This window comes from Franzmannia qiaohouensis (assembly GCF_031451695.1).
GTDB lineage: Bacteria > Pseudomonadota > Gammaproteobacteria > Pseudomonadales > Halomonadaceae > Franzmannia > Franzmannia qiaohouensis.
The window spans coordinates 364,432-384,549 of the sequence record NZ_JARWAM010000002.1 but is presented as its reverse complement, the minus strand read 5'-3'; the positions used below and the strand labels follow the sequence as shown (position 1 = coordinate 384,549).

Annotated in this window: 16 protein-coding genes; 8 read left to right on the top strand and 8 right to left on the bottom strand. The window is 59.3% G+C overall.

Going from position 1 to position 20,118, the window contains the following annotated elements:
- The first annotated feature begins 92 nt into the window (after positions 1-92).
- Complete coding sequence (locus QC821_RS03935) at positions 93-1,124, top strand: succinylglutamate desuccinylase/aspartoacylase family protein (protein WP_309717261.1); 1,032 nt, start codon at positions 93-95, stop codon at positions 1,122-1,124.
- A gap of 12 nt (positions 1,125-1,136) precedes the next feature.
- Here the strand turns inward: QC821_RS03935 and dusA are convergent, their stop codons facing one another.
- Both dusA and QC821_RS03925 read right to left on the bottom strand, forming a co-directional pair.
- Positions 1,137-2,144, bottom strand: a complete 1,008-nt coding sequence (gene dusA / locus QC821_RS03930; protein WP_309717259.1) for a tRNA dihydrouridine(20/20a) synthase DusA — start codon at positions 2,142-2,144, stop codon at positions 1,137-1,139.
- A gap of 566 nt (positions 2,145-2,710) precedes the next feature.
- Positions 2,711-3,373, bottom strand: coding sequence for a hypothetical protein (locus QC821_RS03925; protein WP_309717256.1), 663 nt, complete (start codon positions 3,371-3,373; stop codon positions 2,711-2,713).
- Between the two features lie 1,200 nt (positions 3,374-4,573).
- Here QC821_RS03925 and QC821_RS03920 point away from each other — a divergent pair.
- The 6 genes from QC821_RS03920 (at position 4,574) to QC821_RS03895 (ending at position 10,240) form a co-directional block, all read left to right on the top strand.
- A complete protein-coding gene (locus QC821_RS03920; protein WP_422719729.1) occupies positions 4,574-5,680 on the top strand; it encodes a spike base protein, RCAP_Rcc01079 family in 1,107 nt (368 codons plus the stop codon).
- A 1-nt stretch (position 5,681) separates the two neighbouring features.
- A complete protein-coding gene (locus QC821_RS03915) occupies positions 5,682-7,466 on the top strand; it encodes a hypothetical protein (RefSeq protein WP_309717251.1) in 1,785 nt (594 codons plus the stop codon).
- Complete coding sequence (locus QC821_RS03910; protein WP_309717248.1) at positions 7,463-7,831, top strand: hypothetical protein; 369 nt, start codon at positions 7,463-7,465, stop codon at positions 7,829-7,831. Before QC821_RS03915 ends, QC821_RS03910 begins: the two co-directional genes overlap by 4 nt.
- 551 nt (positions 7,832-8,382) lie before the next feature.
- Positions 8,383-8,706, top strand: a complete 324-nt coding sequence (locus tag QC821_RS03905) for a hypothetical protein (RefSeq protein ID WP_309717245.1) — start codon at positions 8,383-8,385, stop codon at positions 8,704-8,706.
- Positions 8,706-9,281, top strand: a complete 576-nt coding sequence (locus QC821_RS03900) for a glycoside hydrolase family 108 protein (RefSeq protein ID WP_309717242.1) — start codon at positions 8,706-8,708, stop codon at positions 9,279-9,281. The genes QC821_RS03905 and QC821_RS03900 overlap by 1 nt, the downstream gene beginning before the upstream one ends.
- 377 nt (positions 9,282-9,658) lie before the next feature.
- A complete protein-coding gene (locus QC821_RS03895; protein ID WP_309717239.1) occupies positions 9,659-10,240 on the top strand; it encodes a hypothetical protein in 582 nt (193 codons plus the stop codon).
- A 33-nt stretch (positions 10,241-10,273) separates the two neighbouring features.
- On the opposite strand, the gene QC821_RS03890 is transcribed toward QC821_RS03895, so the two are convergent.
- The 6 genes from QC821_RS03890 to QC821_RS03865 all read right to left on the bottom strand — a co-directional run bounded on the left by QC821_RS03890 (position 10,274) and on the right by QC821_RS03865 (position 18,590).
- The gene (locus QC821_RS03890; protein WP_309717236.1) at positions 10,274-10,870 is read right to left on the bottom strand and encodes a helix-turn-helix domain-containing protein; all 597 of its coding nucleotides are present in this window, start codon (positions 10,868-10,870) and stop codon (positions 10,274-10,276) included.
- Between the two features lie 67 nt (positions 10,871-10,937).
- Positions 10,938-12,692, bottom strand: a complete 1,755-nt coding sequence (locus QC821_RS03885; RefSeq protein WP_309717233.1) for an EAL domain-containing response regulator — start codon at positions 12,690-12,692, stop codon at positions 10,938-10,940.
- A 7-nt stretch (positions 12,693-12,699) separates the two neighbouring features.
- On the bottom strand, positions 12,700-15,294 hold the full coding sequence (locus QC821_RS03880; RefSeq protein ID WP_309717231.1) for a GAF domain-containing protein: 2,595 nt from the start codon (positions 15,292-15,294) through the stop codon (positions 12,700-12,702).
- A 124-nt stretch (positions 15,295-15,418) separates the two neighbouring features.
- Positions 15,419-16,261, bottom strand: a complete 843-nt coding sequence (locus QC821_RS03875) for a carbohydrate ABC transporter permease (protein ID WP_309717226.1) — start codon at positions 16,259-16,261, stop codon at positions 15,419-15,421.
- On the bottom strand, positions 16,258-17,151 hold the full coding sequence (locus tag QC821_RS03870) for a carbohydrate ABC transporter permease (protein ID WP_309717223.1): 894 nt from the start codon (positions 17,149-17,151) through the stop codon (positions 16,258-16,260). Before QC821_RS03870 ends, QC821_RS03875 begins: the two co-directional genes overlap by 4 nt.
- Before the next feature lie 74 nt (positions 17,152-17,225).
- Positions 17,226-18,590, bottom strand: a complete 1,365-nt coding sequence (locus QC821_RS03865; protein ID WP_309717220.1) for an ABC transporter substrate-binding protein — start codon at positions 18,588-18,590, stop codon at positions 17,226-17,228.
- A 436-nt stretch (positions 18,591-19,026) separates the two neighbouring features.
- Here QC821_RS03865 and QC821_RS03860 point away from each other — a divergent pair, with 436 nt between their 5' ends.
- Positions 19,027-20,109 (top strand): ABC transporter ATP-binding protein, encoded by a 1,083-nt coding sequence (locus tag QC821_RS03860; RefSeq protein ID WP_309717217.1) that lies wholly within the window; start codon positions 19,027-19,029, stop codon positions 20,107-20,109.
- Positions 20,110-20,118 lie beyond the last annotated feature (9 nt).

Here is a 20,118-nt window from a genome sequence, read left to right as displayed (position 1 = left end):
GTATAGTTATCGAGCCTGGACTGCCCGGCTCGCCAAGCACGGCCCGGCACGGTATAACAGGCCGCATCGTTTCTCAGCACAAGGACATGTGAATGGCTCGTGCCCCCTTCGAACTCGCCGGCACCCGTATCGCGCCCGGCACCCGGCTACAGATCGATGTACCGGTGGCCAGGCTCTACACCCATGCCCCGCTGCATATCCCCGTGGAGGTAGTGCATGGGCGCCAGGCCGGCCCGGTGCTGCTGGTGTGTGGCGGCATTCACGGCGACGAGATCAACAGCGTCGAGATCGTGCGCCGCCTGCTGCGCTCCAAGCAGCTCCAAGGGCTGCGCGGTACGCTGATCGCCGCGCCCATCGTCAATGTCTTTGGCTTCGTCCAGCACAGCCGCTACCTGCCTGACCGCCGCGACCTCAATCGCTGCTTTCCGGGCAGCGAGTCGGGGTCCTTGGGCGGACGCGTGGCGGCGCTGTTCCGCGAGCAGATCGTCGACCATGCCAGCCACATCATTGATTTGCACACTGGCGCGATTCATCGCACCAATCTGCCGCAGATCCGCGCCCAGCTGAAGACCCATCCCGAGACCGAGACCATGGCGGAGGCATTCGGCGCGCCGGTGATCCTCAACGCCGAGCTGCGCGAGGGTAGCCTGCGCCACTATGCCCAGAATCGCGGCGTGCCGGTACTCACCTACGAGGCCGGCGAGGCGCTGCGCTTCGACGAGTGGGCCATCGGCCCCGGGGTGCGCGGCGTGCTGCGCGTAATGCGGCGCATCGGCATGCTCACCGGCGAGCACCGCCGGCGCACGCCGCCATCCGCTGAAGTGGCCAACGGCTCGAGCTGGGCGCGGGCGCCCATCGACGGCATCCTGCGGCCACGGGTGCGGCTTGGTGCACGCGTCGCCAGGGGCGAGGTGCTGGGCCTGGTAGCCGACCCCTTCGGCAATGCCGAGGGCGAGGTGGTGGCGATGGCCGACGGCATCGTGATCGGCATGAGCAACCTGCCGCTGGCCAACGAGGGCGAGGCGCTGTTCCACATCGCGCGTTTCGATGCCATCGAGGAAGCCGAAAGCGCGGTGGAGTCGTTCCAGTCGGATTATGACCCGCAGCCGGATCTCGCCAAGTGAGAGGGGCGGCGATCAGGCGCTGAGTGGGGCTCGCTCGGGTACCAGGCTGAGGGCGTCATCGAACACTCGTAGGCAGGCACCGTCGAGGTGGCCATGTTCGGAGAGATGGCGGCGAAAGCGGCGCCCCCCCGGCTGCCCCTGAAACAGCCCCAGCAGATGGCGGGTGATGTGGTTGAGCTTGGCACCCTCCTCCAGCCGCCGAGCGATATAGGGGCGGAAGGCCCGCGCGGCGGCGTGGCGGCTGGTGGCCGGCCCGGGCTCGCCGTAGAGCGCCTCGTCCACGCCGGCCAGCAGCCAGGGATTCTGGTACGCCTCGCGACCCACCATCACACTGTCGACCCGCGCCAGGTGCTCGCGGCACTCATCCAGCGTCTTGATGCCGCCGTTGATACCGATATGCAGCGCGGGGTGCTGCTGCTTGAGACGCTGCACCCGCGGATAGTTGAGCGGCGGCACGTCTCGGTTCTGCTTGGGTGAGAGACCTTGAAGCCACGCCTTGCGTGCGTGGACGATGAACACTTCGCAGCCGGCATTCGCCACCGTGTCAATGAAGCGCGCCAGATCGGCGTCCTCGTCCTGGTCGTCGATGCCGATTCGGCACTTGACGGTGACCGGGATCGACACCGCCGCCTGCATCGCCTTGATCGCCGCCGCCACCTTGTGCGGATGCCCCATCAGGCAGGCGCCGATCAGGTTGTTCTGGACCCGGTCACTGGGGCAGCCGACGTTGAGATTGACCTCGTCGTAGCCCCACGCCTCGGCCATCGCCGCGCACTCCGCCAGCTCAACCGGGTCGCTACCGCCGAGCTGCAGCGCCAGCGGATGTTCTACCTCGTCATAGCCGAGAAAGCGCTCCCGCGGGCTGCCGTGAATCAGCGCCCCGGTGGTGACCATCTCGGTATACAGCAGCGCGTGGCGCGTCAGCGTCCGCGCGAAAGCGCGGTAGTCGCGGGTGGTCCAGTCCATCATCGGGGCAACAGAAAATCGTCGAGCCGCATCTGCTGGGCTTTTTCCTACCATATCAGGTGTCTAGCCTCCTTCCGTATCGCTGCGCGCGCTGCATTAGCGCTCATGTATCTCCACCTATCAGCGTCTGCATGCACCGTTGCTGAACCATTGCCGTGGCATGCTCGATCAGCCGATAACGGTGGTACACCAAGGCGAGGTCACGGGGCAGGGGCGGATTGGCGTAGTATTGTACGGACTACGAGATATTTCTCCCAGAGCAAGGCATTTAATATCAATGCGTAGGCTCTGCTCCGGGGCATGAGACCGCTGTAGGCTAGGTCAGAGGCATAAGCCGGGCGGCTCATCCGATTCTCCGTGGGACGTGCGCGTCGGTGTCTGAATGGCGTGCGGCGCCCCTCTGCGGTATGCCCGCTTGCTGCAAGGCCACTGGCAAGGGGCCTTGTGTAGGCAGAATAGGCGGGATGAACGGCGAGCTGGCTATCCCGCTCTGTGGTGAGTCGCTCCAACAACTAGAGAGGCGGCTTTTTATGGCGTAGCAGGCCATCAGGTAAACTCCTTTTTCAAATCATGCGCTATGCGAATATTATGCGAAGTGGATGTCGCCTCTTATGCCCCGGCTACCTGATGGAGTGCAGTCGTCTCGGGCGTGACGTACGCGGCATGCATATCTCCACGATTGGATCGATGCTCTGGATGTTGCTTAGTCTCATGGTTTCTTTCTCGAGTGTTGAGTGGCGTGTGATAGTGACCGAGGCGTTGTCACCACCGTGGAATTCGCCGAGCACAAGCGTGCCATCCTTCTGGGCGATCACCACATCGTCTCCTGGTAGAGGCTCCTCGGCTCGGCTGGCGATCACGGTCGTTCCGCGTTTGGCGAACGGCCTGTACTCATCGCTGTCAATCTCTACCCCGTAGCACTGCCCTTCCATATAGTCGTACCTCGTGGTGATGCTGGTGTTGGTGGGCGTTCCATGCCTGGTCAATGTTCGAGCAATGGGTATTTCGCCACCTCCTCTTTCCTCGACTTCCGACTGGCGCAATGAGCCCAGGCTCGGGTCGATCTCCCACGGCTCTACTCGCAGTAGCTTGGCAAAGGCGATGACAGCTTCGTAGTTCAGTGCAATGTGGCAGTTCAGGTACTGACCTACCGCGCCTTGCCCTGCATACCCGAGTGCGTGCGCGGCCTTGGCTTGGGTTAGGCCGAGATCAGGTTTCTTGCGGTTCCAAATTCCCTTTAGCCGCTTGGCGTTTTCTCTGTCCTGCGGGGTGATCTTGCGCATGAAATAGTCCCGTTCCTAGAGCAGTGGTTTAGCACATAATATAAGCGGCTACCGTCTTCGTAGCAATAGCATTGCGAATAAATCGTCTTATGCCTGCGCTTTAGCTTTATATGCCTCTGCTAGAATCATGGGTTGTCTCTCGTGGCTTATTATCACCTAATGCTGCGGCTAATTCTTCTTAAAATAACAAAGTTAAAATGACGTAAATATCGATTAATGATTTCTGGTTTAAAGCTTTTTTTCTGCATATGGCTTAGACGCTATCAACTGCTTTTTGTTCATGTGTGCAGGCTGTTAAATGATAAAATAAATCTAGGTTATACGTCTTTTTCCTGAATGTGATAAATGATTTTTTCTTGTTTACAAAGGTTTTGGATTTTCTATCCATTGTTTTTTATAAGTTTTTTAGTATTCAAATTTTTATAGTACAAGCCTGTAAGAAAGGTAATGGTATGGCTATTGGGTCGTATAAGAAAAAATCATGCTTGAATAATAGTGGAAAATTGAAAAAACACATCGTAAAAATACCAAATGTCAGTGGGCGCGTGCCGGACGATTAGAGCTCACGTCTTCTGCATGCTGTCCCCGGTTTCCGAGTAGATGCCGTGGTTGGTCCTGATGGGAGCGCAACTCATGAATTCTGGTATGGCTGTATTCGATCATTCTCACTATGTGAGGTGCATGCGCTGCCAAAGTAAATTGAGGATTTCACGATAGGCACTGCAGCGCTCCAGCTCTTGGTCAGCTCCATATCCGGGACATAACATCGAGATCAACTCCTTTGTGCCGATGATCTCACTGTATCAGCTATGCGAATATTTAGCAGGAATTAATTTCACCGTGAACGTATGGGGTGCAGCCCCGGCGTGCCGTGCCCTGAAAATTACCTACGCTTGTGCAACTCTCCGGCATTGGCGGCTCAAGGTCCTTGAGGTGCCAGGTCTTGCCCAGGACCATGCTGCGGATGCTCACGTTAGGCAGGCTGGCGACGCCCTCCTGCACGATTGGGCGCTTAGCCAGAGCACACTGCTGCTGCCCACGGCGGCACCGATATCGTGACGGTGATAGACGAAAGACTGACGTTGTAATCATCGATTTCGTCAAATAGGACTATGCGAAGGCCAAAAGGGGTGATACCGTGATCAGGCATATTCGCAGTGCGAATAAACGCAAGGCGATGATTCCTTTAAGGAGAGCCCTATGCACGCAACATCCACAACGCTCCACCATACTAGCCACCCGGCTAACGCCCAGGTGCTGGCACCGAGCGATACCATGCAGTACGAGGAGGGCGTTATGATCCACGCCGGCCAGGCCGGCGATGTGAGGGTTGAACCCCTTGGTGGTCAGGTCCCTATTACCTTTTCACTCAAGGCTGGAGCCTCCGTGCCTGTCCAAGTTCGTCGGGTCCTGGCTACAGGAACCACTGCCACCGATCTTGTAGCGGTGTGGTGGGGTGAGTACGGCATTGGCTTGCCAAAGGCTGAGCCATTGCTGGCGTATTTTGGCTCTGATGATGAAGGGTCGCTGGTCTTGACTCGTGCAAATAAGAGAAGGTACCTCACCCCCGATCTGGAAAATGAAGCGGGAAGTAGCAGCCCCGTGGGCCGAGTCCTGGGAGAGCGGGAAGAAGATATTGGGGCCACCCAAATGACCTCGGAGCGCAGGCCAACATATCTGTCTGGCTACGGTATGTTGGTTCATGATGGTGCTGACGACTTCATGACAACGGGAGTTCCGCGTATTGGGGGCACCGGTCTCTTTGTCGGTCCAGACGAGTCATTCTTTCTGGCAGTGGTAATACGTGGTGGAGAAGATGTTTCCGGGGTCATTGTTGATAAGTCCTCAGCATTAGGCTTTACGGACACAACCCTTCGGCTAGACCGTGTGTCTGGAAGCAGTCAAGTACGTTTTATTCTGCGCCGGCAAGACACAAGGTTTGATTGGCCAGTGAATGATAATGAACCGCATGTCATTTGGGTGCAATGGGACGGTACTCAGGCAATCGGGGGTTACGACAGCCTAGAGCCGCAAGTCCTGAATGCTGGGAAAACAGAAAGTGAAAAATCAGCGAATATACTATTTGGGGCGGCGACAAGCTCCAACCCGAGCTTCCATTGGTCGGGAGATATTGGCTCCAGGATCATTATTGACCGTGCTGTTACAACAGAAGAGCGCGAATCTATAATCGCAGAGCTACTGAGTCGTCATCAGTATGAAGCAGAATCTCAGTCTACGGTATCCGTAAATGAAGAAGGGACTGTTCTAATTGATGATGAAGGCAATGCACTGAGCGAGGATTACTAATATGGCCAGTAACTTTACAGCGTTCCCAATACCTAAAAAAGCGGCTCAGATGAATCGACCGCTTCATGTCGATAGTCTCCAAGAGCTGAGGGACTATCCGGCGGACCTCGTCCGCGATGATCAGGTTGTTATTGTGCGTGGTCACCATGCGGGTAAGGATAGTGGTGGTGGCGATTACGTTCGGCGAATGGATAGTCAGGCAGATAATAACGGGACCCATATACCCGGATGGGTTTTCAGGGAGGGGCAGAGTGTAACGCCTATGGTGTTTGGTGCAAAAGCGCAAGAAAATATTAGCTCTGCTGATGAGCTGGAAGCATTCTACAATTTTTGCGGGGGAAATGATGAGGCCCCTAGTGGGGTTGCCAGGAATTACATGCTGCTGGCTTCGGGTTATTATAAAACAGACCGAACAGTCAATATTATTAACTGTGGGTCGCGGACAATCTACAATGATATCCGAATCGACGCAATGCAAGCGGTAGATGATATAGTATTAATAAAAAATTGTGCGAATGCAGTATGGGTGGGCAAGTTTTCTGCATGGGGGCACCGCTACGGGACTAGCGGTTATAGCATGCATGATACAATTAACGGTGTCGCGCTAGAGAATAACCGGAACGCAAAGTTTTGCGATTTTAACTGTCGAGGGGGCTCGGGTTGGGGTATATACCATAGGTCGGGCAATTCTAACATGATGGCCCTGGGCAATATTGAGGGCCTCAACTGGGGGGCGAATGGACGCAGCGGGCGTCACCACTATATTGACGTAACAGGGTATTCCAATAATGATATAAGTAGTATACGCCAATATACAACAGTTCAACTATCGCCTGATTCTGTTATTCCATCCCAGGCGCATAGAATGCTAAGGGCCTTCTTCACAACGGAAAATCGAGAACCATATAAAATTATAAGCATCAATAGGAGCAATAACAGCTTCCGCGTGTACCCGCTAATTCCTGATGCCGACCAGGTCATTGGGCAGTGTGAACTGATCATTGGCGGTTTGCTCTGCTTGGATGCGGGGGGCTTCACGGCAAAAGGTACATTCCTCGACTGTGTTCCAAGTCGCTGTGGCACGGGTCTTTGGCTTACTGGCTATGACTCACCAACAGGTCGCAGCCTGACAAGCCAGTTCAGCGGGGTCGGATTGGCGCTGGGTAATAATCCCGATAACGTCTTCAGTGGAACAAGTCTGCAAAGTACTTACTTTGAAATGGAAGAAGTGGCTGAGGTTGTCCATTGTGGCCAAACAGAATCATCCGGTTTCGGGACGTGGCTTGGTGGAATAACGGCAGTGGATATTAATGCCTTGAAGTCACTGTCGCCGTTACGTCCTAACGGAGCTCTGGCGACCAATCGGGTGTATTTCCCGATTATGATGATCAGGCGTGGAGAATTTTGGTGGCCGGATGCAGATAGGCAAATCGTTAGCAGCACCAACCATGATTCTTCAGCATATCCTGTAAGATCTGCATACGCTGGGCCACATAAGCAGGAATATGCGAGGGTTCTCCGCAGCAGTAGTGAGCTTGTACTCTCCGACGCCTCGGATATCCGCCGGCTGAAAGGGGTTCGCCCGACTGATTTTACGCTCTATGGTGCCGGCGATAATGGCCATTACACAGGTACGTTTAGTGTGAGAGCCACTGCCGGATTCACCATCAACGGCTCGAGTGATCCAATCGTACTGAGTGGGCTCACTCATCCCATCACGCTGAAATGCATCCTCGGTCCTGGTAGCAACTGGATCGTCACTAAGCAAGAGCACACAATGCTATGAGTGAATATACTAAGCAACTTTTGATCGCTGTACCTGAAGGCTACCTGGAAGAGGCTAATCACTTGATACTCCTCTTGGGGGGAACTCCTGAGAATATTAAAACCCTTTCAGGTCTCCGTTGGAGGGGGGGCGCGTATCGGTACGCTGTAGCCAATATGCAGGTTAAGCCGAGTTTTGTCGCTGCACTCACTGGTGACTTGCCCGATGACCCTCAAGAGGTGGCGGTTGGATATGACCGAATGCATGCGGAGCTAGCTCATTCTATGATTGGCGTAGAGGGAGGCATCCGTTTCGCCTCCAATGTCGACATGGAAACTCAACTTGTTGAGTGGGGGATAAAACGGATGCCACGAAGGGAATTGTGATGCGATTTCGCCCGTCATAAAACATTCGCAATGCGATTTTTTTGTCAATGCCACGAAGGTGTTGACCTCAAATGAATAAGGATTGAGCGCCACGCGTGTTGTGATTAATGTTAAGTAGCGGACATTGAAGTCCAGCTCATGTTGTCCACTAGTCCCCGGCTATCATCGAAGTCGGGGAATTTTTATATTGACGCAAGAAATGCGACGAGAGGAACCTTTTTATGGTTATCTCGTTAAACTCAACCACTCAGGGAAATATGCTATGAATATTGGTATTACGGCCATGTCAGTACTGAAGTGCGACGCTATCTCTGTGCTCACAGGCACGATGATCACCAACGTGGTGGTGGTACTGGCCAGTTGGGCGTCCTCTCTATGCGGTAAAGACCTCACTAACGAACTGTTCCCGCCTTTCAAGGAGGTCTTGGGTAGGCGCCAGGGTTAGCTACAAGTCAATCTATTTGATGAGCATCGTCGCTAGGATGTGGCGAAAGGGGTTTAATATATTCGCATGGCGAATTAACGCGCATCTTCCGCCAGGAGGTAGCCTCGTGGATTGGAAAACGCTGTCTGATTGGCTTCAGTTCGTTCTCGGTCTGGCGGTTCTCGTCTTCCCCGTAGCGGCGGGAGTGGCCACCAAGATTGCCACCGACGTGCGTAGAGGCGATCGCCGAAAATTCTGGTCTAGTCAGCTGTGGCTCGACTTTCCAGCACTGGTGATGATGGTGGCCTTGGCCCGCGCAGTGGCCACTCATTACGAGCTTCACCCCGAGGTCGCCGGCGGCCTCGGGGCGTTATTTGGTTACATGGGACCGCGTCTAGTCGATGTGCTCCTGAACATTTACCTCCAGCAACGACCCTCGGGAGATAATTGATGGACTACCACACAGCATTCGCTCGAGTCATTGGGCACGAAGGAAAGTTTCAGAATAATCCCAAGGATCGGGGCAACTGGACGACCGGCATTGTCGGCCACGGTGAGAATAAAGGTACCAAGTTCGGTGTATCGGCTATGAGTTATCCTGAGCTGGACATCAAGAACCTGTCCCTTGCTCAGGCCAAGGACGTCTACCACCGTGATTTTTGGCTGCGAGTGGCCGGCGACGTGTTGCACGAAGCGCTGGTCTACCAGTTGTTCGATGCGGCCATCAACCACGGTCCCGGCAACGCGATACGCATGCTGCAGCGTGCAGCGAAGGTGTCTGATGACGGCGATATGGGGGAGATCACCCATCGTGCGATCAGCGATCGCGGCATTGACGATATGCTCAAACTGTTCAATGCCGAGCGTATCGACTTTTTCACGCGCATTAGCACCTTCGATGAGTTCGGCCGTGGTTGGATGCGGCGCGTAGCCCACAATCTGCGCTTCGCGGCTGATGACTATGCGGCCCCATGCCATGCGCTGTCGAAGCGGGATGAAGGACCGTTACCTAGAGGCGACGCTTGAGTGGCAATGTTAGCTGACTCGATTGCGCCTGAGGGGCAGTGGTGTGGGGGAAAAAAATCATGTACATGTATTGATGTTTGTACATAGGTAGTATAATTTTAACTGCGTGACACATGGGTCACACCTTGTGGTGCGAGCGGCTCACTCTCCCCGTCTGGGGCCGTTCGTTCCACGATGTAAGCTCCCGCTTGCATCTCTCGACAGATAAGTCCGTTGTTAGCCCCCTGCCCCGGGGGCTTTTTTTTGTTCACGGCATGAGCTGCGCTGAACCCCGTCCATCCCTAGGCCATCCAAGTCATCGATATCAGTCGTAGGCGATGTGCCCCAAGGTCTACAGGTGGTAGGGTTTGTACAGGATGCACAGTGGGAGGATACGCATGACGCTGCAGCGGGCAGTTCAGTTAACTGGTGTGGTAGTGATGGCGCTCGCACTGCTGGGATGTGGCAGTGATAGCAATACCGAGAACGGCGAGCCTGCCGCCGACGAGCAGCAAAGCGTGGAGGTCCCCAGCGGGGCGGAAGAGCGCGAGGAAGCCCCTCCGCTAGAGGCGATCACGGTGGTGATCGAGACCGATGCGCGTCTCGACAACCGCCGCCAGATGCAGGTCAGTGGTTCCACCAACCTCCCTGAGAGGGCTCAGCTTCAGGTCGTGGTGGAGCGCGAGTCGAGCCGTGTGCGCTGGCGCTCCAATGTCAATGTCGACGCTGAGGGTGACTTCGAGGCCGGTCCGTTCGGCCCTGGCAGCGGTCTTCCCGACGGCATGTATCTGATCGAGGTCACCATGCCGCCGGCCAACGTGCAGCCCTTGGCGGTGCGTGAGCGCATCGGTGAGCGCGGCGAGTATCTCGAGGGGGAGCTGGTCCAGGAAGCCAATCACGGCCTGGGTAATGAGGTGCGCTATCGCTCGCAGGTCGAGCTGGGCGATCAGCGTAGCATTCGCTATATCGACGGTAGTTAGTCGCCGGGCAGCGCCTTACTCCGGCGCTTTGGTTCAGGCTTCGCCTAGCCGCCAGCGCGCCTGGACCTTGCCATACAGGCGCAGGCTGGCGTCGGCGGTGGCCGCCTCACCTAGGGCCTGGCCGCTGCGCAGCATCAGCAGCTCGCCGGTGGGGCCCTGTTGCAACTGGCGTATCATCAGCCGCTGCTGATGCTCGATAAGATACAGGCCCGGGCGCTGAAACGTCGCCAGCGGGGCAATGGCGGCCAGATCGCCGACCTCCAGGAAGTCGATTTTCTCGCCAGTGCCGGCTGTGACCAGGTAGCACTCTGCACTCAGGTGGGTGTCGTCGAGCATGCTGGCGGGAAGGCTGACGTGCTGGCGTGGATGTGCCTCCCAGGGGGCTGGCGGGGTGGCCGTGAGCGTGAAAATCCGTGCCGTTTCGGGTGCGCGATCGCTGAGCAGTTCGTCCAGTGGGTAGCCGAAGGCGTTGGCCAAGGCGACCAGACGCTCATGGCCGATCTGCTTGATGGCACCCGACTCCCAGTAAGAGATGGTGACATCGGATACGCCGACCAGTCTCGCCAGCGCGGCCTTGTTCAGGCCGGCCTCGAGTCGTAGTTGCTTTATTCTGGGCCCGAGAGCTTGCATACCGGTATCCGTCGCTGATTGGCCAATGATGCTCAGCCAAGCGCTAGCTGCGGGCAACGCAGCCCAGTCAACGTTGCAGCAACGCTTGGTTATCTTGTTGACCACAATACCAGTGAGCGAATTCCTTGGCGGGCAGTGGCTTCGAGAAATAATACCCCTGCGCGACCTCGCAGCCCATCCTGGCGAGCATCGCGGCCTGCTCGCCGCTTTCGACACCCTCTGCCACTACCTTGCAGTTGAAGCCGTGGGCCATGGCGATAACGGTGGCCGCGAGGTTGCGGTCCTCGGCGCTATTTTCCAGATCATTGACGAAGGCGCGGTCGATCTTGAGCGTGGCCACCGGCAGTGTCTTGAGGTAGGCAAGCGATGAATAGCCGGTGCCGAAGTCGTCGATGGCGACCTTGACGCCGGCGCTGGCCAGCCGGATAAGCAGGCGTCTGGCCAGGCCGACGTCGACCATCAGGCCGGACTCGGTAACTTCCAGGCTGAGCCGGCGTGTAGGTAGCCCCAAACGCTCGAAGCGCGACAGCAGGCGGTCGGCAAAGTCGCGTCGGCCGAGCTGGCGGGCGGCAATGTTGACGGCGATCTCGAAGTCATCCTCGAAGCCGGGCAGGCGCTGCCAGGCCACGGCCTGGCGCATGGCCTCGTCGATCACCCAGTCGCCGATGGCGAGGATGTCGCCGCTGGCCTCGGCCAGCGGAATGAACTGTGCCGGGGAGATCGGGCCCAGCTCGGGGTGCTGCCAGCGCAGCAGCGCCTCGACGCCGACCGTTCGGCCGTTGGCGAGGTCGATCTTGGGTTGATAGACCAGCTGCAGCTCGCCGCGCTGCGCGGCACCTTTCAGCGCCTGCTGCAGGCGCAGGCGCTGCAGCTGGGAGCTCTCCAGCGCCGGACTGTGGCAGCGTACGCGCGGGCCGGGGGGATTGGGCAGTGCCAGTGCGGCCATGTGCACCAGACGCTCGGGATCGGTGACTCGCTGAGGGGAGTAGCTGATGCCGATACGAGCCTCCACCCTCAGCAGCAGTTCGTCGAGGGGAAGGTCGGCATCGAGCAGTGCCAGCAGGCGCCTGGCCAGGTCATTCAGTGCGGCTTCCGAGGATGGCGCCTGGTCGATGACCAGCAGTTCGCTGCCACCCCACAGGCCGATATGCTGGTGGCTGGCGAGCAGGGCCTTCAGGCGCCGTCCCACTTGACGCAGGAAGGCCTCCGACTTGGCGTAGCCGTGCAGGCGAATGATGTCATCTAGCCCATCGAGGCTGATGAACAGCAGCCCCACCGAGTGGCGGGCAATGGCGCTATCGCGCAGCACCTGCAGCAGCCCGCGGCGGTTGGGGAGCTGGGTTATGGGGTCGGTGCGCGACTGCAGCTCGATGGCCTGGGTGCGCTTGGCGACCAGCCGTTCGAGGGCCTCGGCCTGCTTGTCGCGCACATCGAAACGGTGCTCCACGGAGAGAATATTGCGGATCCTCTGCAGCACCTCGTCATGCTGGAAGGGCTTGGTCAGGAAGTCGCGGGCGCCGAGGTTCAGCGCACGGTAGCGTGTTTCGTGGTCGACCTGGGCGGTCAGCACGATGATCGCTGGGGCGTGATCACCGTAGGCCTGGTGTAGCTGCTCGATCAGCGTATGGCCATTGAGGTAGGGCATGCGAATATCGAGCAGGATCAGGTCGGGCTTGCAGGCCTCGCAGCTGGCCATTACCTGGCGCGAGTCGCTGATTCCCTCGAGGTTGTCGAAACCGTGGTCGTCGAGCAGGTCGAGCAGCATTTCGACGTTGATGGGGTTGTCGTCGACGACCAGCAGGCGCTTGTTTTCTACATTCACTGTTCGGCTATTCCTGATGCATTCTGGCGGCGAGCTGCCGTGCGATTTCACCGCTGAGCTGCTCGAGATCGAGGGGCTTGGTCAAATAGGCGGCGAACCCGGCGCGCAGGGCACGGCGCATGTCCGAGGCTTGGGCGTTGGCCGAGACCGCCACCACCGGGATGCCGCGGGTCGACGCATGGCGCTGCAGCAGCCGGTAGGCCTCGAGGCCGTTCATGCCCGGCAGGTCGATATCCATCAGGATTAGTGCGGGGGGCTGGCTGCGCGTCATCTCGAGGCCGATCTCGGCAGACGCCGCGGTAACCAATTCGAGATCGAGATGATCGTGGAAGACATCCGCCATCAGCCGCTGGTTGGTTGGGTTGTCCTCGATATGCAGAATCCGTCGGCGTGGCTGGTCGGGAGCGATGACAGGGGCAGCATCCCGGGCAGCGCCGCTGGCCTGATGCGCGCTGCTGACCGGAAGCTCGAACCAGAAGCGGCTGCCGTGGCCAAGCTCGCTGTCTACGCCTAGTCTTCCTGCCATGCGCTCGACCAGCTCCTTGGTCAAGGCGAGGCCGATACCGGTCCCCTCGATGACGGAATCCTCCGCGTCGAGGCGGTTGAAGGGTTCGAACAGCTCGTTCTGGCGCTCGGGAGCCACGCCGAACCCGGTATCGCTGACCACCACGCGGAGGCACTCGCCGTGCCGCTCACTGTGCACGTGGACCCGGCCGCCCGGATGGTTGTATTTGATAGCGTTGGATAGCAGGTTGAGCAGCACCTGCTTGACGCGAGTGTAGTCTGCGCGCACCGCAGCGGTGCTGCCTGCAGCGGTCTTGCCGAGAGTGATGCCGGCGGCCTCGGCGGAGGCGTCGAGGGTCTCGGTGGCATCCTGGATAACGTCGTCGAGCAGGATCTCTTCCAGCGACAGGTGCAGATGGCCAGCCTCGATCTTGGCCAGATCGAGGACCTCGTTGATCAGGCTGAGCAGGTGGTTGCCACTCTTCTGGATCTGCTGGACCTGGCGCAGCTGACGCTCGCTGAGCGGCGAATTGCGGCCGTTGGCGAGCAGCTGGGCGAAGCCGATGATGGCATTCAACGGGGTGCGCAGCTCATGGCTCATCGACGACAGGAAGTCGCTCTTGGCGCGGTTGGCTTGCTCGGCCTGATCGCGTGCCTCGGAGAGTTCGCGGGTATGGCGGTAGAGATTGATCAGCAGCGAGCAGGTGGCGGTAAAGGGCTGCAGCCACTCCATGGTGCGCTGGTCGTAATCGTTGCGTCCGTTGGCAATCGCGTACATGCCGATTACCTTGTCACCTTCGAAAATCGGCACGCCGAGATATCTGTATAGCGGCGGGTGACCGGGAGGGAAGTCGCCGCGATGCGGGTGCTGGGGCAGATCGTTGGTGAGCACGGTCTCGCCGTGGGCGAAGACGCGGCCGAGCAAGCTGTCGGGGTTGGTCAGCAGCATGTCGCCGGAGCGCAGCTTCTCCATCGACAGCTGCGATTCGTCGCTCTGCGACAGGTTGGTGATGGCATGGATCCTCAGCGCCGGTGCCTGACGCTTCGGCAGTACCTCGCCGATCAGCGCATAGTCGCTGTCGGTCAGCTCACGCAGCGCCTCCATCAGGAAGGTCCACAGGCGATCGCCGGAGATCAGCGCCTGGTAGTCGGTGATCCCCTGGTGGAGAATCTTGAGCAGCGCGGCCTGACGGTGGGGCTCGGTAATGTCGTGGGCGACGCTTACCACCCCGCTGGGTTGACCCTGATCATCCTGTAGCGGTGACTTGGTGACCCTGAAGCGGCGGCCATTGATCGGTGGCAGGACGAGTCGCCGGGTGGCGTTCTCTGCCAGCACCCTGGCATCGGCACTGCGCAGGGTGTCCACCACCTCCGCTGGCAGGTAGTCGGCAATATCGAAATCGCCGCGCTGCTCGGGGGTCATCGACTCCACCAGTGAGAGGTAGTCGTCGGCGGTGATGCCCAGCAGCTGGTAGCAGGCCTGGTTGGCGATCAGGTAGCGTCCATCGCTGTCGCGGGCATAGATGGGGTCGCGACTGCCCTGCAGGATCGAGCTCAGCAGCCCCGAGAGCTTCTGGCTGCGGCGCTGCTCCTCGTGCTCCTGTTGGCGCAGCGCGTGGAGCCGCAGCAGTTCTTCGGCCTGGGAGGCGAGGCGTGCCAGGCGACGCTGCTGGGCGATGTCGAGGCCGCGTGGCCGGGTATCGATCAGGCACAGGGTGCCCACTGCATGGCCGTCGATGGGGCGTAGCGGAAAGCCGGCATAGAAGCGAATGAAGGGGGCGCCGGTGACCAGCGGATTATCGGCGAAATCGGGATGCTCGAGGGTGTCTTCGACGATCAGCGGCGCGTTGGCCGCTACCGCATGGCCGCAAAATGAGATGTCGCGGGGTGTTTCCTGGCTGCCAAGCCCGGTGCACGACTTGAACCACTGGCGCCGCTCATCGACCAGTGAAACCAGCGCAAACGGCACGTTGAACAGGTCGCGTGCCAGGTCGGTGAGACTGTCGAATCCTTCGTCTGCCGGGGTGTCGAGCAGCGCAAGTGAGTGCAGGGCAGCGAGCCGCAGCGCTTCGTCTTCGGGATATTCGGGCGGGCGCATGGGCTCTCCTGTCGACTCTCCCGGCCGGCCGAGGCGGGCTCGGGCGGCCGGACGCCGAATCATGCGGCGTCATCAGATATATCGACAGTTTACCGTAATTCTTTATCCCCCAGACGCGCCTCGTTCAGCCCTTGACCGCACCGGCGGTCATGCCGGAGACGATATAGCGATTGGCGAGCAGGGCGAAGATGATCACCGGCAGTACGATCAGGCTAGCGTAGGCGGCAATCACCCCGTACTGGGCACCCGCCTCGACGCCGCCCATGAAGCGCGTGATCCCTACGGTCAGCGGCTGGGCATCGCTGCCGGCCAGGAACAGCGCGAACAGGTACTCGTTCCACGACATGATGAATACCAGGATCGCCAGGGCGTTGAGGCCCGGGCGGACTACCGGTAGCGAGATGCTCCAGAACAGCTTCCAGGGGCCACAGCCGTCGACGATGGCGGCTTCCTCCATCTCCTTGGGAACGTTCTCGAAGAACCCCACCATCATCCATACCGCGAAGGGAATGTGGATCGCCAGGTGCGCCAGCAGCAGGCCAACGCGAGACCCGCTCAGGCCAATATCGACGAAGATCAGGAACAGCGGCAGCGCTAGCACCACATGCGGCAAGAAGCGCATGGCCAACACCGCGAAGGAGAGCGCGCCACGCACCCGCGGCCGCAGCTTGTTGAGGCCATAGGCCATGGGCACGCAGACCACCACCGAGATGATCACCGCGGCTACCGAAATGATCAGGCTGTTGCGGAAGTAGAACCAGAAGTCGCCAGCACTGAAGGCCGTGGCGAAGTTGTCGAGGGTGAAGTCGCGCAGGGTCAGCAATGCCAGCGGCGAACGGAACATGGCGGTTTCGTTGAAGGCCGCGGCCAGCAGGATCACCGGCGGCAGCAGCGCGACGATAAGCCATAGCGTAAGGCCTGCGTACTGCCCACCCAGCAATAGCCGGCCCTTCTGACGGTGGTTCATGAGCTGGCCTCCTTGTTGACCTTGTAGACCTTGATGTAGAGCCAGGCGACCACGGCCATGATCATGAACATGGTGAACGCGATGGTGTTGGCCATGCCCATGTCCTGGTTGGCGATGCCGCGGTTGTAGGCGAGGATGCTCATCACCGTAGTCGAGCGCCCAGGGCCGCCGCCGGTCATGGTGAACACCATGTCAAATTCGCGGAAGGCGCTGGTCATAATGATGATCGACACGAACAGGATGTGGGCGCGGATCATCGGCAACACCACGTGCCACAGGGTCTGGAAGGGGCCGGCACCGTCGACCCGCGCGGCCTCATAGGTCTCGTCGGGAATGGTGGTCAGCGCGGCATAGAGCACCAGAATCGCCATCGGCGTGAGGTGCCAGGCGTTGGTCAGGGCCGTGGCAAAAAGCGCCGTTGAACGGTCGGTCAACCAGTAGGGTCCAGCGACGCCGAAGAAGCCCAGCACCTGGTTGATCACCCCGAAGTCGGGCTCCCACATGAACAGCCGCCAGGTGATGCCGACGATCACCGGCGTCATCACGAACGGCATCAGGAATAGCGCCATCCAGCCCGCCTTGAAGCGGATCTTCTTGCCGCTGAGCAGGAAGGCCACCAGCAGCCCTACCACCAGGCAGCCCAGGGTGTTGGCCACGGTGAAGATGGCGGTCACGCGCACCGAGTTGATGAACAGCGGATCGTTGATGGCATAGAGGTAGTTCTCCAGGCCCACGAACCACTGGTTACCGAAGTCGTAGAGGAAGACGTCGTGGAGGCTGAAGCGAAAGGCGATCGCCAGCGGGAAGGCGACGATCAGCAGCATCGCGATCAGGCCGGGCAGCACGAAATACCAGCCTCGCGTGTAGCGATTGAGGCTACTGTTTTGCATCGGAAATACCTCGGAAGGTCACGGGATCTGCGGGCAATGGGCCAGCCGGGCAGCGCCGGCTGGCATTGGGCCTCTTATCTCTCGAGGTAGCCGGCACGCTGGAAGGTGCGTTCCATGTTCCTGACCCAACGGTCCTGGGCCTGCTCGGGGGTCATGTCACCGCTCAGGACATCGGTGGCGAAGTCCACGGTGCCCTGCCACATGACGGTGCCGTACTCGGGAATCCCCTGGCGCACGAAGACCTGCTCGAGGACCTGCTCGTAGGCCGGCAGGAAGCGCTCGTAGTGGTCCTCGAGACCGCGCAGCTCCTCGCTGGAGAAGTGCGCTTCGCGGGAGAACTGCTGGGTACGCTCGCCCCACTCGATCTCGTTGTCCTGCAGCATCCACTTGAGGAACTTGAAGGCCTCTTCCGAGTTCGGCGTATCGAAGATGAACACGCCGCCGCCGCCGAGGAAGGGCACGCCCTGCTCATAGCCCTTGAGATTGCCTTCGAAGGCCGGGTGCGGCTGATACAGGACGTTGCCGGCAGCGACGCCGCTGGCATCTTCTACGGTGCCGAGTCCCTGGGGCCACATGGTGGCCATGGCCAGGCGGCCGTCGCGGAAGTAGCTGAGGCCTTCGAGGAAGTCCCAGTTGCGCGCGGCCGGCGGGGCCACGTCGTTGGCCAGGTCGACGAACAGCTCGGCAGCCTCGATCAAAATCGGGTGGTCGAGGTCGGTCTGATACTCCTCGTCCCAGCCCTCGAGGCCGGTGGAGTAGAGCATCACGATAAAGCTGCGCGCCACACCGCTGCCCGAACCGAGGGCGTCAGTCCAGCCATAGAGGTCCTGCTCGAGCGTCTCGCCGGCAACGGTTTCGCCGGCTTCGCGGGTAAAGAACTCAGCGACCTCGTACAGTTCTTGCCAGGTGTTGGGGACTTCCAGCGCGCGGCCGTACTGCTCCTCGAAGGCGGCCTGCTCGTCGGGATGCTCGAAGAAGTCCTCCCGGGCAATCAGCATCGGCGCCGCCGGGGTGGTTGGCAGGGCGATGATCTCGCCGGGACGCGCACTGCTCTCCATGTGCGAGCGGCGAATCAACTCGGGATAGGCATCGAGGTCGAAATCGTACTCCTCGACATAGGGTGTCAGATCGACGACGTGATCGCGGAAGCTGCCGAACCAGCCGGGGCTGTGATAGCCCATGTCCCAGCGACCGGTACCGCCGATGGCCTCGATCGACATGCGGTCACGCAGCTGATCGGGCGGCAGGATCTCGCCTTCGATGCGTACTCCTGTCTGGCGTTCATACTCGGGAGCGAAGTGGTCGATGACGGCATCGGCCTCCTCGCCGGGGTGCAGTGCCCAGCGAATGGTGATGTCGTCGGCCACCGCTGCGGTCAGGCCTGTGGCTGCCATGGCCAAACCGAGGCTTGTGGCGGTGAGCAGTCGTGTTGTTGTCATGGAACTTTCCCCATCACGATTGTTGTTGTACAGCATGTCGAGTTTTGCGTCCGGTCCGAATAAAGGTGTGATATTCAGAAGCGCTACGGCGTTGGCGCCGGTCACTAAACCAGGCGCTTACTCACAAACATAGTGGATTTGCAGAATCGTGTCATCAAGCGTTATTAATACGCTATGGTAGGAGTAACAGGGAGGCAGGCGCGCACAGGGAAGGGCGTCGGAGGCAGTCTGCGTCTCAGTATTAAAAAGATTTAAAAACAGTGTGTTGGTAGGGTTTTTTCAGAATAAATCAGGCCTTGAATGGGCCCGGTCAACGAGGGGCTAGAGACAGCTGGTGGCGGTCAAGTGTTAGACCAATGTCTAGTCATGAAGCCAGCGTCGAGACCTTCTGATCGAGAAAAATTCATTAAATAGACTAAAGTGGGATATAACAATCATGGCTAACATTAAGCTGCACAATATCCAGAAGCGCTTCGGTAATGAAGAGGTCATTCACGGCGTGGACATAGAGATCAACGATGGGGAGTTCGTCATCCTCGTCGGTCCTTCTGGTTGTGGGAAGTCGACCCTGCTGCGCATGATTGCCGGACTCGAATCGATCAGCGGCGGGGATGTCCAGATCGGCGACACGGTGGTCAACGACATGCCGCCCAAGGCTCGCGATATCGCCATGGTCTTCCAGAGCTATGCCCTCTACCCGCATATGACCGTGGCCGAGAACATGGGCTTTGCGCTCAAGCTGTCCAAGATCCCCAAGGCTCAGATCGAGGAGAAGGTGCAGGCGGCGGCCGATATTCTCAATCTCGGCCCGTTGCTGAAACGCTATCCGCGCGAACTCTCCGGTGGCCAGCGCCAGCGGGTTGCCATGGGGCGCGCGATTGTCCGTGATCCCCAGGTCTTCCTGTTCGATGAGCCACTCTCCAACCTCGACGCCAAGCTGCGCGTCTCGATGCGCACGGAGATCAAGGCGCTCCACCAGCGTCTCAAGACCACTACCGTCTACGTGACCCACGACCAGATCGAAGCGATGACTATGGCCGACCGTATCGTGGTCCTGCATCAGGGCTATGTGCAGCAGATGGGCACGCCGCTGGAACTCTACGACCGTCCTGCCAATCTCTTCGTGGCGAGCTTCATGGGTAGCCCGGGGATGAACCTGATCCACGGCTGGCCCCGTGACCACGGCCAGTTCGAGGTGCGCGGTGGCGGTCACATGCCGCTGGGCGAGCTGGATGTCTCGACGCACCCGGGGGAAACCATCTACGGCATTCGCCCCGAGGACATCACCCTGGCCGATGAGGGCGTCCCCGTGGAGGTGATCTCCGTGGAGCCCACCGGTGCCGAGATCCACGTGGTGGCCCGGCTCGGTGATCAGAACGTCACCGTGGTGTTCCGCGAGCGGCACGACGTGCACCCGGGCGAGACCATCCACCTGGCGGTGGACCTCACCAAGGTTCATCTCTTCGCTGCCGATAGCGGCGAGCGCATTGCCTGGCACCCTACCTCGCAGGTGGCCTGAAGCTGGTCA